We start from the raw sequence: 15130 nt of genomic DNA, 5'->3' as shown, positions 1-15130 counted from the left end.
GCAAGTCGGTTGCTGACTTTGTGATTGCCAGAGCTTAAAGTTTGCGCTCAGCATTGAATGCAGATGAATAAAGCGCCCGTAGCTCAGCTGGATAGAGCATCCGCCTTCTAAGCGGATGGTCGCAGGTTCGAGTCCTGCCGGGTGCGCCATTCGGCGAATCGGCAAGAAGCAGGCGATGTTTTACCGCAAGTCGTAATATGGTGGGCGTAGCTCAGTTGGTAGAGCACAGGATTGTGGCTCCTGGTGTCGTGGGTTCGATTCCCATCGTCCACCCCATATTCCGAAGCGCCAGGCCCGAGGCCTGGCGTTTTCATTTCCAAGCAGTGTCCCGCGGACGTGGTGGAATTGGTAGACACACTGGATTTAGGTTCCAGCGCCGCAAGGCGTGAGAGTTCGAGTCTCTCCGTCCGCACCACCTTCAGGCTCGGCTTGTCCGGCCGCTGCGGTTGAAGCCGGAACGTCCGGCACGATTCACGATATGGTGGGCGTAGCTCAGTTGGTAGAGCACAGGATTGTGGCTCCTGGTGTCGTGGGTTCGATTCCCATCGTCCACCCCATATTTCGAAGCGCCAGGCCTTGTGCCTGGCGTTTTCGTTTGCGCTTCTCGATCTCTTCTCCGCTTGCCTTTCCGGCACCCAACCCGCCCTCATGGGGCGACGGCAGGTTGAACTTGTTCCAGCTCCGGCGCTCTTAAGCGAGCCCGTCGTTCCTGGCGGGTCCGTATATGCAGTCTGGGTGAAGCGACATGTCGATGAAATGGACCGAGCAGCGCTTGCGCAAGGCTCTCAAGCAGATGGCGAACAATCATGAATCGGCTGCGGTCGAGGTCATGCGCGCCGTCGAGCGGGCGAACGATCCGAAGCTGGCGCAGCGCCTGCTCGAGGTGATCGAGCAGATGCACCAGGATGCCGATGCGCTGCGCTCCATCGACGACGAAATCGCCAGCGGCGTGATCCGTTGCCAATGAGGCCGTAGACGCTCCGCAGTTCAGGACTTCCCGGCGGAAGCCGGCGCATCCGGCCGGTTCGCCAGTTTCGGGCGCAAGGTCGCGCCCTGGGCTGTGTTCCGGCGAACGGTATAAGGTTGGCGGCCGCGGAAGGCGAAGGCGGTGAACATGTTCGTATTCTCTCTCGGTGCGTTTCAGAAACGGTATTCCACCAGGACGCCCAGGCCGATGCTGTCATGCCACTCTTCGGCGACAGCGGCGGAGCAGAGGCTGGCGAGCGTGCCGGCGAGGCACAGGGAGGGGCTTCTCATGGGGACTCCTTCCGTTGCAGCCAGGGACGTGCCTTGGTGTCTTGCTGGGCGAAGCGGTAGCCGAGCGCGTTAAGACCGTCGAAGTCGCGACTGAAGGTGTCTCCCAGGCCCTGGCCGCTGCCGGCCAGGACGGCGTGTGCGCTGTCGATGGGTTGCAGGATGAACTCGCCGGAGCGGGTTCCTCCGGCTTGCCCGCGCACCAGCAGGAAGCCGTCTTCGATCCTGATGCTCAGGCCGTTCAGGTAGCTGTGCCGGCCCGTGCTGGCGACGCGGTAGGTGCCGACGGCTTCGGTCCAGGCCTGGGGCAGGGGTGTCGGCTCGATGCGCTCGCCGAGGTAGGCGGCCTGGCCGTGGCGGCGGGACACCAGGATTCGGCGTTGGCCGTAGCTGACCACGTCCAGTTGCAACTGTCCGGCGCTGTCCACGCCGACGGGCCAGAATCCCAGCAGTCTTTTTCTCATCTGCAGCCAGCCCGAGGTGTCGCGCAACAGTTCCACGCGTTGTTCGCTGAAATCTGCGTACAGGCGACCCCGGCGCTCGTACAGGCGAACCTGGCCTTGGCGGGTTGCGTAACGTCCGTATAGCTGTCGCCGGTCCTCCGGGCTCGGCACCTTCAGTGCGGGGGCGCGCGCGGGGGTGGGCTGTACGGCGGGGCGACGAGCGCCCTGCCTGACCTGCAGCATGAGCGACGCCGCTTGCCGGGCCAGGGAGGCGGTGAGCGAACCGCGGTCATCGGCGTTGCTCATGACAATGGCGGCGAGGCGCTGTTCCGGCAGCAGAACCAGGTGGGCGCTGAATCCTGGGGTGGCGCTGGCGTACTCATAGTGACGGATGCCCCCTTCCAGCAGCGCGGAGCCGCACGGGCTGAGGAACCAGGCCAGGCCCACCTGGCAGTCGAAGTCCAGGGCATTGCCGGCGTTCTGCTGGCGGAACATCTCCTCGACGGAGTGTTTCCGGAGAAGCTGGCGCTCCTTGTGGCGCCCGTTGGCGAACAGCATGCGGACGAAGCGGCTGAGGTCGACCGGGCTGCTCCACAGATCGTTGACCGGGAGGTCGCTGGCGGAGCCGGGGCGACCGCCGCCGCTGTAGCCGTGGGCGCGTTGCGCCTGGGGCAGGGCGTTCCTGGCGAAGCTGGAGCGGGTCATCTGCAAAGGCTCCAGCAGGTGCTCGCGCATGTGCTGCTCGAAGTGCTTTCCGGTGTTGCGCTCGATGGCCGCGCCGACCAGTTCGTAGCCAAGGTTGGAATAGGCGACCTGGGTTCCCGGCGGATTGCTCAGCCAGACACCGGATACTTTCGCCGGCAGTTGGCCGAGTGAGTTCGGGCGTTCGCCGAACAGGGGCGGCAGGTGTTCGCCAGGAAGGCCGGACTGATGGCTGAGCAGCCGGCGGAAAGTAATCGCGCGATCCGCCTCGCTCTGGTCGGCATGGAAGCGTGAGCGTACGTAGAACTCGCGCAAGGTGTCCTGGAGCGGAGCGTCGAGAGAGAGTTGGCCGCGTTCGGCCAGTTGCAGGGTCGCGCTGGCGATCAGTAGCTTGGACAGGTCGCCGGCGTGGAATGCGGTGTGCTCGCTGGCGTTGATCCTGTGCTGTCGGTCGGCATAGCCGAAACCGCGAGCCCAGACCAGTTGCTGGTCGTCGACCAATGCCAGGGCCAGGCCGGGCACGTCCTGCCTTTCCATTTCCCGGCGGATGTGGCGTTGCAGATAGTCGATGACCTCGCCGTAGTTGCCCACGGCGGCGCTCGGCGCTGGCGGGGCGGGTGGCAGGCCGTGGCAGCCGCTGGTGCCGAGCAGGCAGCCGAGAAGGGGAAGGTGCATGGCGCGAAACATGGAATACCTGGCGGAAAGGCGAGGTGTCCCATGCTAGGGCGGGCCTGGCTGGCAATCCTTACGGCTTTGTCAGCAATCTGTGAAAGATTGTTAAGCCTCCGCTGTCAACGGGGTCGCTCCCAGGTCAGGCGGAAGGAGGCGCCTCCCTGCGGCGTTTCCAGCGCTTCCGCATAGCCGCCGTGCCATTGCGCGACCCGGCGGACGATCGCCAGGCCCAGGCCGAAGCCGCCGGTGCTGCGATCGCGGCTGTCGTCCAGGCGCGAAAAGGGTTCGAAGATCTTCTGCCGGGCGTCCGCCGGTATCCCGGGGCCGTCGTCGTTGACCCGTATCTGACAGCTGTCGCCTTGATCGAGGAGGGCGATTTCGACGCGCGAGTGTGCGTGGCGGATGGCGTTGCGCAACAGGTTGATCACGGCGCGCGCCATGAAGCGAGGCTCGATGCGGATCTGTTCGACCTGGCAGGCGCTGATCTCGCAGGTGACTCCGGCGGCTTCGGCTTCCAGGGCGACGTCGGCGACGACGCTATCCAGCCAGCTCGCGGCGTCGACGATTTCCCGGTGGCTCCCGACGTTGCCGTGCTCCAGGCGGGCGTAGGTCAGCAGTTCGGAGACCATTTCCTCCAGTTCGCCGAGGTCGGCGCGCATGTCCTCTATCAGGTCGTGGCGTACTTCGGCGTCGACCTGCTTGTTCAATTGCTCGAGTTCGAAGGACAGGCGGGAGATCGGCGTGCGCAATTCGTGGGATACCGCGTTGGTCAGTTCGCGCTGGTTGCTGATCAGGCTTTCGATGCGGTCGGCCATCTGGTTGAAGTGCTGGGCCAGGGTGCGGATATCGGAGCGTCGGAAAATGCGCGTGCGCGATGACAGGTCGCCATCGCCGAAGCGTTGCGCGGCCAGGCGCAGGGTCTCGAGGTCGCGCCAGTGCGGGCGGACCCATACCAGCAGGGCGATGCCGACCAGCACGCCGAGCAGGATGTAGGCCAGCACGGTGAACAGTGGGGTCAGCGAGGGTTCCGGCGGCAGCTTGATGTCGAGCAGCTGCGGACCCGCGTCGATGCGGCTGATGAATTCCGTAAAGTCCTCGCGTACCACCAGCAGGTTCTTGTCGAGGAGGGCCTGCTCTTCCTGCGTCAGCTTCGCCTGCCTGGCATCCGTCAGGCTCAGCTCGAGCCCGTAGTGGGGACGCCAGTCTTCGAGCTGTCGCTGGCGTCCGGCCTGGTCCAGCGGGGCCAGCTTTTCCACCAGCGAATAGGCCTGGCCGCGAACGGCGTCGCGGTGATAGTTCTCGACGATGCTGTCGTAGAACGCGTCGATGACATGGTCGACCACGAAGATCGCGGCAGCGAACCCCAGGGCCAGCAGCAGGTAGAGGCGCAGGAACAGGCGCAGCATTCAGAGTTCCCAGCCCAGCGGGTTGAACAGGTAGCCCTTGCCCCAGACGGTCTTGATCCGGACCGGCTCGCGCGGATTGTCCTTCAGTTTATTGCGCAGCTTGCTGATGCAGACGTCGACGCTGCGGTTCAGGCCGTCGAAGCCGATGCCGCGGATCTGGTTGAGGATCTCGTCGCGGGAAAGTATTTCCCCTGCCTGGTTGGCCAGCAGCCAGAGCAGCTCGAACTCCATCGTGGTCAGTTCTATGCCGCGGCCTTCGAGTTCCGCTTCGCGCCGCCGTCGGTCGATGTTCAGCTTGCCGAATGTCAGGCTTTCCGGGGAGGCGGGAAGGGGCGCGTGCCGGCGCATCAGGGCGCGCAGGCGGGCGAGCAGCACCGGTGGCTCGATCGGCTTGATCACGTAGTCGTCGGCGCCGGACTCCAGGCCGAGGATGTGATCAAGATCGTCCTCCTGGGCGGTGAGTATGAGGATCGGCAGGTTCGCGACCCGGCGGATCTCCCGGCACACCTGCAGACCATTCTGTCCGGGGAGCATGAGGTCGAGAACCACCACTTGCGGCTTGAAGTCGAGGAAAGCGGCGAACGCGGCATCACCGCGATGCACCTGGCGCACTTCGAAACCATGCTGGGAAAGGAAGCTGGCAATCAGGCGGGCGAGCTTCTGGTCGTCTTCGACGAGCAATACCTTGCTGAGGGTAGGGCAGTCCATAGGGTTTCATCGGTCGGAGCGGAATCGGCTGGCATTATATGCACCCGCTTCCGGCGAAGCTCCAGCGACTCGTTCGAGACCGGGCTGCGATCGGCGGAAGCGGCCGGAAACACCCCGGGGATCCGCCTGCACCCTGGCGGGGTGACTTCTGCTTTTCCCTCTACTAGAATGCATGCCCTTGATTCTGGGAGCCGGAAGGACCGGCTTACGTCTGTGCAACGAGGAATATCCATGCAAGTTTCTGTTGAAAGCACTTCCGCTCTTGAGCGCCGCATGACCGTTGGTGTGCCTGCCGAGCGTATCGAGACCGAAGTCAACAAGCGTCTGCAGCAGACCGCCCGTCGTGCCAAGATTCCAGGTTTCCGCCCCGGCAAGGTGCCGATGAGTGTCATTCGTCAGCGCTACGAAGCTTCCGCGCGCCAGGAAGCCATGGGCGATCTGATTCAGGAAACCTTCTACGAAGCCGTGGTCGAGCAGAAGCTGAATCCGGCCGGTTCGCCGTCGGTAGAGCCCAAGTCCTTCGAGAAAGGCAAGGACTTGGAATACATCGCAACCTTCGAAGTCTTCCCGGAATTTACCGTTTCCGGCCTGGAAGACATCAAGGTCGAGCGCCTGCAGGCCGAAGTTTCCGATGCTGATGTCGACAACATGCTCGATGTCCTGCGCAAGCAGAACACCCGTTTCGAAGTGGTCGAGCGTGCCGCCCAGAACGATGACCAGTTGAACATCGACTTCGTCGGCAAGATCGACGGCGAAGCCTTCGCCGGCGGTTCCGCCAAGGGCACCCTGCTGGTGCTGGGCTCCGGTCGCATGATCGCCGGCTTCGAAGAAGGGCTGGTGGGGGCGAAGGCCGGTGAAGAGCGCGTGCTCAACCTGACCTTCCCCGAGGACTACCAGAACCTGGACCTGGCCAACAAGGCTGCCGAGTTCACCGTTACCGTCAATAGCGTAGCCGAGCCCAAGCTGCCGGAACTGAACGAAGAGTTCTTCGCTCTGTTCGGCGTGAAGGAAACCGGTCTCGATGGCTTCCGCGCCGAAGTGCAGAAGAACATGGAGCGCGAGTTGCGCCAGGCGATCAAGTCCAAGGTCAAGAACCAGGTCATGGAAGGTCTGCTGCAGGCCAATCCGATCGAAGTGCCCAAGGCCCTGATCGGCAACGAAGTGAACCGTCTGCGCGTGCAGGCCGTCCAGCAGTTCGGTGGCAACATCAAGCCTGACCAACTGCCGGCCGAGCTGTTCGAAGAGCAGGCCAAGCGCCGTGTGGTGCTGGGCCTGATCGTCGCCGAAGTGGTCAAGCAGCACGAGCTGAAGGCCGACGAAGGTCGCGTTCGCGAAATGATCGAGGAAATGGCCTCGGCCTACCAGGAGCCCGAGCAGGTCGTCGCCTGGTACTTCAAGAACGAGCCCCAGCTGAACGAAGTCCGTTCTGTTGTACTGGAAGAACAAGTCGTAGATACTGTCCTGCAAAAGGCCACTGTGACCGATAAGCAGGTATCCTACGAAGAAGCGGTCAAGCCGGCCGAAGCTCCGCAAGCGGCCTGATTCGTTCCTCTCGTTCGAATCCCACAAGCCAGCCTTAGTGCTGGCTTGTGCGTCTTTGAGGCTTCACTATCTGTTAGGGAGTGATCGCAAGACATGTCTCGCAACTCTTTTATTCCGCACGTTCCCGATATCCAGGCCGCCGGTGGCCTGGTGCCCATGGTGGTGGAGCAGTCCGCCCGCGGCGAGCGCGCCTACGACATCTATTCGCGCCTGCTGAAGGAGCGGATCATCTTCCTGGTCGGCCAGGTCGAGGACTACATGGCCAACCTGGTGGTTGCCCAGTTGCTGTTCCTGGAGGCTGAAAATCCCGAGAAGGACATTCATCTCTACATCAACTCGCCGGGTGGCTCGGTGACTGCCGGGATGTCCATCTACGACACCATGCAGTTCATCAAGCCCAACGTCTCGACCACCTGTATCGGTCAGGCGTGCAGCATGGGTGCCCTGCTGCTTGCGGGCGGTGCCGCCGGCAAGCGCTACTGCCTGCCGCATTCGCGGATGATGATCCACCAGCCGCTGGGCGGTTTCCAGGGCCAGGCCTCGGATATCGAGATCCATGCCAAGGAAATCCTCTTCATCAAGGAGCGTCTGAACCAGATCCTGGCGCACCACACCGGCCAGCCCCTGGACGTCATTGCCCGCGATACCGATCGTGACCGCTTCATGAGCGGTGACGAAGCCGTCAAGTATGGCCTGATCGACAAGGTCATGACCCAGCGCGACCTGGCCGTCTAAGGCTCCGCAATACTGGCGGTCGAGACATTCGGCCGCCTCGTGGGCTTGAAAATGCCCACAATTGCCTTCATCTTGTGTTTGAAGCTACCCATTGGATCGATCGAATGACTGATACCCGCAACGGCGAGGACAACGGCAAGCTGCTGTATTGCTCCTTCTGCGGCAAGAGCCAGCACGAAGTGCGCAAGTTGATTGCCGGCCCCTCGGTCTTTATCTGCGACGAGTGTGTCGACCTGTGCAATGACATCATCCGCGAGGAGGTGCAGGAAGCGCAGGCGGAAAGTAGTGGGCACAAACTTCCGGCGCCGAAAGAGATCCGCACCATCCTCGATCAGTACGTGATCGGGCAGGAGCGGGCCAAGAAGGTTCTGGCGGTAGCGGTATACAACCACTACAAGCGCCTCAACCAGCGTGACAAGAAGGACGATATCGAGCTCGGCAAGAGCAACATTCTGATGATCGGCCCAACCGGCTCGGGCAAGACCCTGCTGGCCGAGACCCTCGCACGTCTGCTGAACGTGCCGTTCACCATCGCCGATGCGACCACGCTGACGGAAGCGGGCTACGTGGGCGAGGATGTCGAGAACATCATCCAGAAACTCTTGCAGAAGTGCGATTACGATGTGGAGAAGGCCCAGATGGGCATCGTCTACATCGACGAGATCGACAAGATTTCCCGGAAATCGGACAACCCCTCCATCACTCGCGACGTTTCCGGCGAGGGTGTGCAGCAGGCCTTGCTGAAGCTCATCGAGGGCACCGTTGCCTCGGTACCGCCGCAGGGCGGTCGCAAGCATCCGCAGCAGGAGTTCCTGCAGGTCGATACGCGCAACATCCTGTTCATCTGCGGCGGCGCTTTCGCCGGTCTGGAGCGGGTCATCCAGAACCGTTCCGCGCGCGGCGGCATCGGTTTCAATGCCGAAGTGCGCAGTCAGGAGATGGGCAAGAAGGTCGGCGAGGCGTTCAAGGAAGTCGAGCCGGAAGATCTCGTCAAGTTCGGTCTTATTCCCGAGTTTGTAGGGCGTTTGCCGGTGATCGCGACTCTTGATGAGCTCGACGAGGCTGCGCTCATGCAGATCCTGACCGAGCCGAAGAACGCTCTCACCAAGCAGTACGCCAAGCTGTTCGAGATGGAAGGCGTCGACCTCGAATTCCGTCCGGACGCACTCAAGGCGGTTGCCCGCAAGGCGCTCGAACGCAAGACCGGTGCACGTGGCTTGCGTTCAATTCTCGAAGGTATCCTTCTCGATACCATGTACGAGATTCCCTCCCAGCAGGATGTCAGCAAGGTGGTCATCGATGAGAGTGTCATCGATGGCTCGTCGCAACCCCTGATGATCTACGAGAACAGCGAAAAGCCAGCCAAGGCTGCGCCTGAGGCATGAAAGAGCAGGGGCCTTCGGGCCCCTTTTCTTTTCCGACTGGCACGCTTGTTTTTTCCCGGGCCTAACCCCATCTTAGGCTGAAAGGTCTTCCTATCTGTTTCGTGGCCAAGTGCCGCTGTAGAGCCGACATTATGAAAACACTCGTCGAATTGCCCTTGCTGCCGCTACGTGACGTGGTGGTGTACCCGCACATGGTCATCCCGTTGTTCGTCGGTCGGGAAAAGTCCATCGAGGCCCTGGAGGCAGCGATGACCGGCGACAAGCAAATCCTCCTGCTGGCGCAGAAAAACCCCGCGGACGATGATCCGGGCGAAGATGGCCTGTACCGCATGGGTACGGTCGCTACCGTGCTGCAGTTGCTCAAGCTGCCGGATGGCACCGTCAAGGTGCTGGTCGAAGGCGAGCAGCGCGGCCAGGTCGAGCGCTTCATCGAGGAGGAAGGGCACATTCGTGCCGCGGTCCAGGCCATCGACGACGCCAATGTCGGCGAGCGCGAGGCCGAGGTCTTCACTCGCAGCCTGCTGAGCCAGTTCGAGCAATACGTCCAGTTGGGCAAGAAAGTCCCCGCCGAGGTGCTTTCCTCGCTGAACAGCATCGACGAGCCGAGCAGGCTGGTCGATACCATGGCCGCGCACATGGCGCTGAAGATCGAGCAGAAGCAGGACATCCTGGAGATCACCGACCTGTCGTCGCGGGTCGAGCATGTCCTGGCGCTGCTGGATGCCGAGATCGACCTGCTGCAGGTGGAAAAGCGCATCCGCGGCCGGGTCAAGAAGCAGATGGAGCGCAGCCAGCGCGAGTACTACCTGAATGAGCAGATGAAGGCCATTCAGAAGGAACTCGGCGATATCGACGAAGGGCACAACGAAGTCGAGGAGCTGAAGAAGCGCATCGACGCCGCCGGCCTGACCAAGGAGGCGCACACCAAGGCCACTGCCGAGCTGAACAAGCTCAAGCAGATGTCGCCGATGTCGGCGGAAGCCACCGTGGTGCGTTCCTACATAGACTGGCTGCTGAACGTGCCGTGGAAGGCCGAGAGCAAGGTGCGCCATGATCTCGCCAAGGCGGAAGACATCCTCGATGCCGACCATTACGGCCTGGAAGAGGTCAAGGAGCGCATTCTCGAGTATCTCGCCGTGCAAAAGCGGGTGAAGAAGCTCAAGGGCCCGGTCCTTTGCCTGGTGGGGCCGCCCGGCGTGGGCAAGACCTCCCTGGCCGAATCCATCGCTCGCGCCACCAATCGCAAGTTCGTGCGCATGGCGCTCGGCGGCGTGCGTGACGAGGCCGAGATCCGCGGTCACCGTCGTACCTATATCGGCTCCATGCCGGGCCGCCTGATCCAGAAGATGACCAAGGTCGGCGTGCGCAACCCGCTGTTCCTCCTCGACGAAATCGACAAGATGGGCAGCGACATGCGCGGGGATCCCGCCTCGGCGCTGCTCGAGGTGCTCGACCCGGAGCAGAACCACAACTTCAACGATCACTACCTGGAAGTCGACTACGACCTGTCCGACGTGATGTTCCTCTGCACCGCGAACTCGATGAACATCCCGGCGCCCCTGCTGGATCGGATGGAAGTCATCCGCCTGCCGGGCTACACCGAGGACGAGAAGGTCAACATCGCCTCCAAGTACCTGATTCCGAAGCAGGTCCAGGCCAACGGCCTGAAGAAGGGCGAGCTGACCTTCGAGGAAGGCGCCCTGCGCGACATCATTCGCTACTACACCCGCGAAGCCGGGGTGCGCAGCCTCGAGCGGCAGATCGCCAAGGTCTGCCGCAAGGCGGTGAAGGAGCATGCCAAGCTCAAGCGTATCCAGGCGGTGGTGTCCAGCGAGACGCTGGAGAACTACCTCGGCGTGCGCAAGTTCCGTTATGGCCTCGCCGAACAGCAGGACCAGATCGGCCAGGTGACCGGGCTGGCCTGGACCCAGGTCGGCGGCGAGCTGCTTACCATCGAGGCGGCCGTGGTACCCGGCAAGGGCCAGTTGACCAAGACCGGATCGCTGGGTGACGTGATGGCGGAATCGATCACCGCGGCGTTGACCGTGGTGCGCAGCCGCGCCCAGAGCCTAGGAATCGCGGCGGACTTCCACGAGAAGCGTGACATCCATATCCACGTTCCGGAAGGCGCTACGCCGAAGGATGGCCCGAGCGCAGGCATCGGCATGTGCACGGCGCTGGTTTCGGCGATCACGCAGATCCCGGTGCGCGCCGACGTGGCAATGACCGGGGAGATCACCCTGCGTGGGCAGGTGCTGGCGATCGGCGGGCTGAAAGAAAAACTTTTGGCGGCGCACCGCGGCGGGATCAAGACGGTGATCATTCCCGAGGAAAATGTTCGCGACCTGAAGGAAATTCCGGACAATATTAAGAGTGATCTGGTTATTAAACCGGTTAAATGGATTGACGAAGTCCTGCAAATTGCGCTGCAATACGCCCCGGAGCCCTTGCCCGATGCGGCTCCGGAGATGGTTGCAAAGGATGAAAAACGCGAGCCTGATTCCAAGGAGCGAATTAGCACGCATTAGTCGGTAGGTATTCTTGACACTGTTTTTGGGCCCTTGTTATAAAGCGGCACTTGCTGAGTCAGTTGGCCTACCAGCGCAGAATTTCCTTACACCTAACACATAGAAACATACTCAACAGAAATAAGGGGACTTAGAGTGAACAAGTCGGAACTGATCGATGCAATTGCCGCATCTGCTGATATCCCGAAAGCTGTTGCCGGTCGCGCACTGGACGCAGTGATCGAGTCCGTCACTGGCGCCCTGAAGGCTGGTGACTCCGTCGTGCTGGTTGGTTTCGGCACCTTCGCTGTCAAAGAGCGCGCTGCTCGCACCGGTCGCAACCCGCAAACTGGCAAGCCGATCAAGATCGCCGCTGCCAAGATCCCGGGTTTCAAAGCCGGTAAAGCCCTGAAGGATGCTGTCAACTAAGCGTCTTTTGGGACTCGTTCTACCCAGGTCGGCCAAGGCTGGCCTGGCTGCGGAGCGGTAGTTCAGTCGGTTAGAATACCGGCCTGTCACGCCGGGGGTCGCGGGTTCGAGTCCCGTCCGCTCCGCCAGTTACGAGAAGGCGCATCCTCGGATGCGCCTTTCTTATATCCGCATCTCTTACCCACGCCGCGCCGCCCAAGACGGCTGGTCGTGGCAGTTTTTGGGGGCTGCATGCTGCAGAACATCAGGGATAATTCCCAGGGCTGGATCGCCAAGACCATCATTGGCGTGATCATCGTTCTCCTGTCGCTGACCGGCTTCGACGCGATCATCCGGGCCACCGACCACTCCAACGTGGCCGCCAAGGTCAACGGCGACGATATCAGTCTCAATGAAGTCCAACAGGCCGTGGACATGCAGCGTCGCCAGCTGCTGCAACGCCTAGGCAAGGATTTCGATCCATCCATGCTGGATGACAAGCTGCTCAAGGAAGCGGCCCTGAAGGGGCTGATCGAGCGTACCCTGCTGCTCCAGGCCGCCAAGGACGACAAGTTCGCCTTCTCCGACCAGGCGCTGGACCAGTTGATCCTGCAAACTCCCGAGTTCCAGGTCGACGGCAAGTTCAACGCGGATCGCTTCGACCAGGTCATCCGCCAGATGAACTACAGCCGCATGCAGTTCCGCCAGATGCTCGGCCAGGAAATGCTCATCGGCCAGCTTCGCGCCGGCCTGGCGGGCACCGGTTTCGTCACCGACAACGAATTGCAGTCCTTCGCTCGCCTCGAGAAGCAGACCCGCGACTTCGCCACCCTGGCGATCAAGGCCGACGCGTCCAAGAGCAGCGTGAGCGAGGACGAGGTGAAGGCCTTCTACGAAGGCCACAAGAGCGAGTTCATGACTCCCGAGCAGGTGGTCGTCGAATACGTGGAACTGAAGAAGTCCTCCTTCTTCGACCAGGTCAAGGTGAAGCAGGAAGACCTCGAGGCGTTGTACCAGAAGGAAATCGCCAACCTCTCCGAGCAGCGCGATGCCGCCCACATCCTGATCGAGGTGAACGACAAGGTCGGCGACGAGCAGGCCAAGGCGAAGATCGACGAGATCAAGGCTCGCCTGGCCAAGGGCGAGGATTTCGCCGCGCTGGCCAAGGAGTTCTCCCAGGATATCGGCTCGGCCGCCACCGGCGGCGACCTGGGCTACGCCGGCCGCGGCGTGTACGACCCCGCGTTCGAGGAGGCGCTGTATGCGCTGAAGCAAGGTGAGGTATCCGCCCCGGTGAAGACTCCGTACGGCTACCACCTGATCAAGCTGCTGGGCGTGCAGGCACCGGAAGTGCCGAGCCTGGAAAGCCTCAAGCCGAAGCTCGAGGACGAACTGAAGAAGCAGATGGTCGAGCAGCGTTTCGTCGAGGCTACTAAGGATCTGGAAAGCTCCGCCTACGAAGCCGCCGACCTGAGCCAGCCGGCGCAGGAAATGGGCCTGAAGGTCCAGACCAGCCAGCCGTTCGGACGTTCGGGGGGCGACGGCATCGCTGCCAACCGCCAGATCGTGCAGACCGCGTTCAGCGCCGAGGTGCTGGAAGAAGCCGCCAACAGTGGCGCCATCGAGCTGGATCCGGACACCGTGGTGGTGCTGCGGGTCAAGGAACACAACAAGCCGAAGGAGCAACCGCTGGAGCAGGTCGCGGCGAACATCCGCGAGCGCCTGGCCGCCGAAAAGGCCGCCGAGGAGGCGCAGAAGCGTGGCGAGGCCCTGATTGCAGAGCTGCGTGAAGGCCGTACCTCTTCCGCAGCGGGTGAGTCGTGGAAAGTGGTCGAGGCGGCCTCCCGCGGCCAGGAAGGCGTCGATCCGAAACTGCTCCAGGCGGTGTTCCGCATGCAGCGTCCGGAGGCCAAGGACAAGCCTTCGCTCTCTGGCGTGACCCTGGCCAATGGCGATTACGTGGTGATCCGCCTGAATGGCGTCAGCGAGCCGGAGGAGGCTATCTCCGACGACGAGAAGGCCATGTACCGCCGCTTCCTGGCTTCGCGCAGCGGACAGGCAGACTTCGCCGCCTTCCGCCGTCAGTTGCAGGACAAGGCGGAAGTCGAGAAATACTGAGACCGAGATGCAGAGAAAAGGCCGCTTACGCGGCCTTTTCTTTATTCCGCCCATGAAAAAGGCCGCTCGAAGCGGCCATTTTTCATGGGCGGGGTGATCAGTCGTCGTCCAGCAGGCCCATGGCGGTAGTGTTGAAGCCGCCATCGACGTAGAGGATCTCGCCACTGATACCGCTGGCCAGGTCTGAACAGAGGAAGGCGCCGGCATTGCCGACTTCCTCGATGGTGACGTTGCGCCGCAGCGGCGTCTGCCGCTCGTTGGCGGCCAGCATCTTGCGGAAACTCTTGATCCCGGAGGCGGCGAGCGTTCGGATCGGCCCGGCGGAAACCGCATTGACCCGGGTGCCTTCCGCGCCCAGGCTGCCGGCCAGGTAGCGGACCCCGGCCTCCAGGCTGGCCTTGGCCATGCCCATTACGTTGTAGTTCGGCATGGTCCGTTCGGCGCCCAGGTAGGAGAGGGTCAGCAGGCTGCCGTTGCGGCCCTTCATCATTTCCCGTCCGGCCTTGGCCAGGGCGATGAAGCTGTAGGCGCTGATGTCGTGGGCGATGCGGAAGCCCTCGCGGGTGGTCACCGCGGTGAAGTCGCCGTCGAGCTGATCGCCTGGAGCGAATCCGACGGAGTGGACGATGATGTCCAGGCCGTCCCAGTGCTTGCCCAGGGCGGCGAACACCGCTTCGATCTGGCTGTCGTCGGCCACGTCACAGGGGAAGCACAGCTCCGGCCGCGAGCCCCAGCCACTGGCGAACTCCTCCACCCGGCCCCTGAGCTTGTCGTTCTGGTAGGTGAAGGCCAGTTCGGCGCCTTCCCGGTGCATGGCGGCGGCGATGCCGGAAGCGATGGAGAGCTTGCTGGCGACTCCGACGATCAGGGCGCGTTTTCCTGTGAGAAATCCCATGGTCCGTTCCTTGTCTGCTACTCAGTTTTCCGCGCTTGCCGGGGCCATGAAGGCAGCCTCCAGCAATTGCTGCGTATAGGGATGTTGCGGCGAGGCGAAAACCGCTTCGGCGCTGCCCTGTTCCACCACCTTGCCATGTCGAACCACCATCAACTGGTGGCTGAGCGCCTTGACCACCGCCAGGTCGTGGCTGATGAACAGGTAGGTGAGGTTGTACTTGCCCTGCAGTTGCCGCAGCAATTCCACGACCTGGCGCTGCACGGTGCGGTCGAGCGCCGAGGTCGGTTCGTCGAGCAGGATCAGTGCCGGTTTCAGCACCAGTGCCCGGGCGATGGCGATGCGCTGGCGCTGGCCG

Annotated in this window: 12 protein-coding genes and 5 tRNA genes; 12 read left to right on the top strand and 5 right to left on the bottom strand. The window is 62.4% G+C overall.

The features are described from left to right. Positions 1-72 precede the first annotated feature (72 nt). From HMPREF2924_RS18240 to HMPREF2924_RS18220, 5 genes are all read left to right on the top strand, one after another. Positions 73-149, top strand: a tRNA-Arg gene (locus HMPREF2924_RS18240). A 51-nt stretch (positions 150-200) separates the two neighbouring features. Next, positions 201-276, top strand: a tRNA-His gene (locus HMPREF2924_RS18235). A 54-nt stretch (positions 277-330) separates the two neighbouring features. Then, positions 331-415 (top strand) — tRNA-Leu (locus tag HMPREF2924_RS18230). A 66-nt stretch (positions 416-481) separates the two neighbouring features. Further along, positions 482-557: transfer RNA gene (locus HMPREF2924_RS18225), tRNA-His, on the top strand. 188 nt (positions 558-745) lie between these two features. Continuing rightward, entirely contained in the window at positions 746-967 is a 222-nt protein-coding gene (locus HMPREF2924_RS18220; RefSeq protein WP_003087901.1) for a hypothetical protein, read from the top strand. 286 nt (positions 968-1253) lie between these two features. Here HMPREF2924_RS18220 and HMPREF2924_RS18215 read toward each other — a convergent pair whose 3' ends face one another. The 3 genes from HMPREF2924_RS18215 to parR form a co-directional block, all read right to left on the bottom strand. Next, complete coding sequence (locus tag HMPREF2924_RS18215; protein ID WP_003132822.1) at positions 1254-3086, bottom strand: serine hydrolase domain-containing protein; 1833 nt, start codon at positions 3084-3086, stop codon at positions 1254-1256. A 104-nt stretch (positions 3087-3190) separates the two neighbouring features. After that, on the bottom strand, positions 3191-4477 hold the full coding sequence (gene parS, locus HMPREF2924_RS18210) for a sensor histidine kinase ParS (RefSeq protein WP_003087912.1): 1287 nt from the start codon (positions 4475-4477) through the stop codon (positions 3191-3193). Continuing rightward, positions 4478-5185, bottom strand: a complete 708-nt coding sequence (gene parR, locus HMPREF2924_RS18205; RefSeq protein ID WP_003087915.1) for a response regulator transcription factor ParR — start codon at positions 5183-5185, stop codon at positions 4478-4480. 231 nt (positions 5186-5416) lie between these two features. On the opposite strand from parR, the gene tig reads away from it, so the two are divergent. The 7 genes from tig (at position 5417) to HMPREF2924_RS18170 (ending at position 13880) form a co-directional block, all read left to right on the top strand. Next, on the top strand, positions 5417-6727 hold the full coding sequence (tig, locus tag HMPREF2924_RS18200; protein WP_003087920.1) for a trigger factor: 1311 nt from the start codon (positions 5417-5419) through the stop codon (positions 6725-6727). A gap of 93 nt (positions 6728-6820) precedes the next feature. Next, positions 6821-7462, top strand: a complete 642-nt coding sequence (clpP, locus tag HMPREF2924_RS18195; protein WP_003098129.1) for an ATP-dependent Clp endopeptidase proteolytic subunit ClpP — start codon at positions 6821-6823, stop codon at positions 7460-7462. A gap of 104 nt (positions 7463-7566) precedes the next feature. Then, positions 7567-8847, top strand: a complete 1281-nt coding sequence (gene clpX / locus HMPREF2924_RS18190; RefSeq protein WP_003087924.1) for an ATP-dependent Clp protease ATP-binding subunit ClpX — start codon at positions 7567-7569, stop codon at positions 8845-8847. Between the two features lie 131 nt (positions 8848-8978). Further along, positions 8979-11375: an endopeptidase La gene (lon, locus tag HMPREF2924_RS18185; protein WP_003124759.1), complete on the top strand. Its 2397-nt coding sequence runs from the start codon at positions 8979-8981 to the stop codon at positions 11373-11375. A gap of 135 nt (positions 11376-11510) precedes the next feature. Continuing rightward, positions 11511-11783, top strand: coding sequence for a nucleoid-associated protein HU-beta (gene hupB / locus HMPREF2924_RS18180; protein WP_003087931.1), 273 nt, complete (start codon positions 11511-11513; stop codon positions 11781-11783). A 51-nt stretch (positions 11784-11834) separates the two neighbouring features. Further along, positions 11835-11911: transfer RNA gene (locus tag HMPREF2924_RS18175), tRNA-Asp, on the top strand. 103 nt (positions 11912-12014) lie between these two features. Continuing rightward, positions 12015-13880, top strand: coding sequence for a SurA N-terminal domain-containing protein (locus HMPREF2924_RS18170; protein WP_003120291.1), 1866 nt, complete (start codon positions 12015-12017; stop codon positions 13878-13880). A gap of 97 nt (positions 13881-13977) precedes the next feature. On the opposite strand, the gene fabI is transcribed toward HMPREF2924_RS18170, so the two are convergent. Further along, entirely contained in the window at positions 13978-14775 is a 798-nt protein-coding gene (gene fabI, locus HMPREF2924_RS18165) for an enoyl-ACP reductase FabI (protein ID WP_003132816.1), read from the bottom strand. Between the two features lie 21 nt (positions 14776-14796). Continuing rightward, a partial coding sequence (locus HMPREF2924_RS18160; RefSeq protein ID WP_141765549.1) for an ATP-binding cassette domain-containing protein occupies positions 14797-15130 on the bottom strand: 334 nt, incomplete at its 5' end.

This window comes from Pseudomonas sp. HMSC063H08, from assembly GCF_001813645.1.
Classification (GTDB): Bacteria; Pseudomonadota; Gammaproteobacteria; order Pseudomonadales; family Pseudomonadaceae; genus Pseudomonas; species Pseudomonas aeruginosa.
This window is presented reverse-complemented; position numbering and strand designations above follow the sequence as displayed.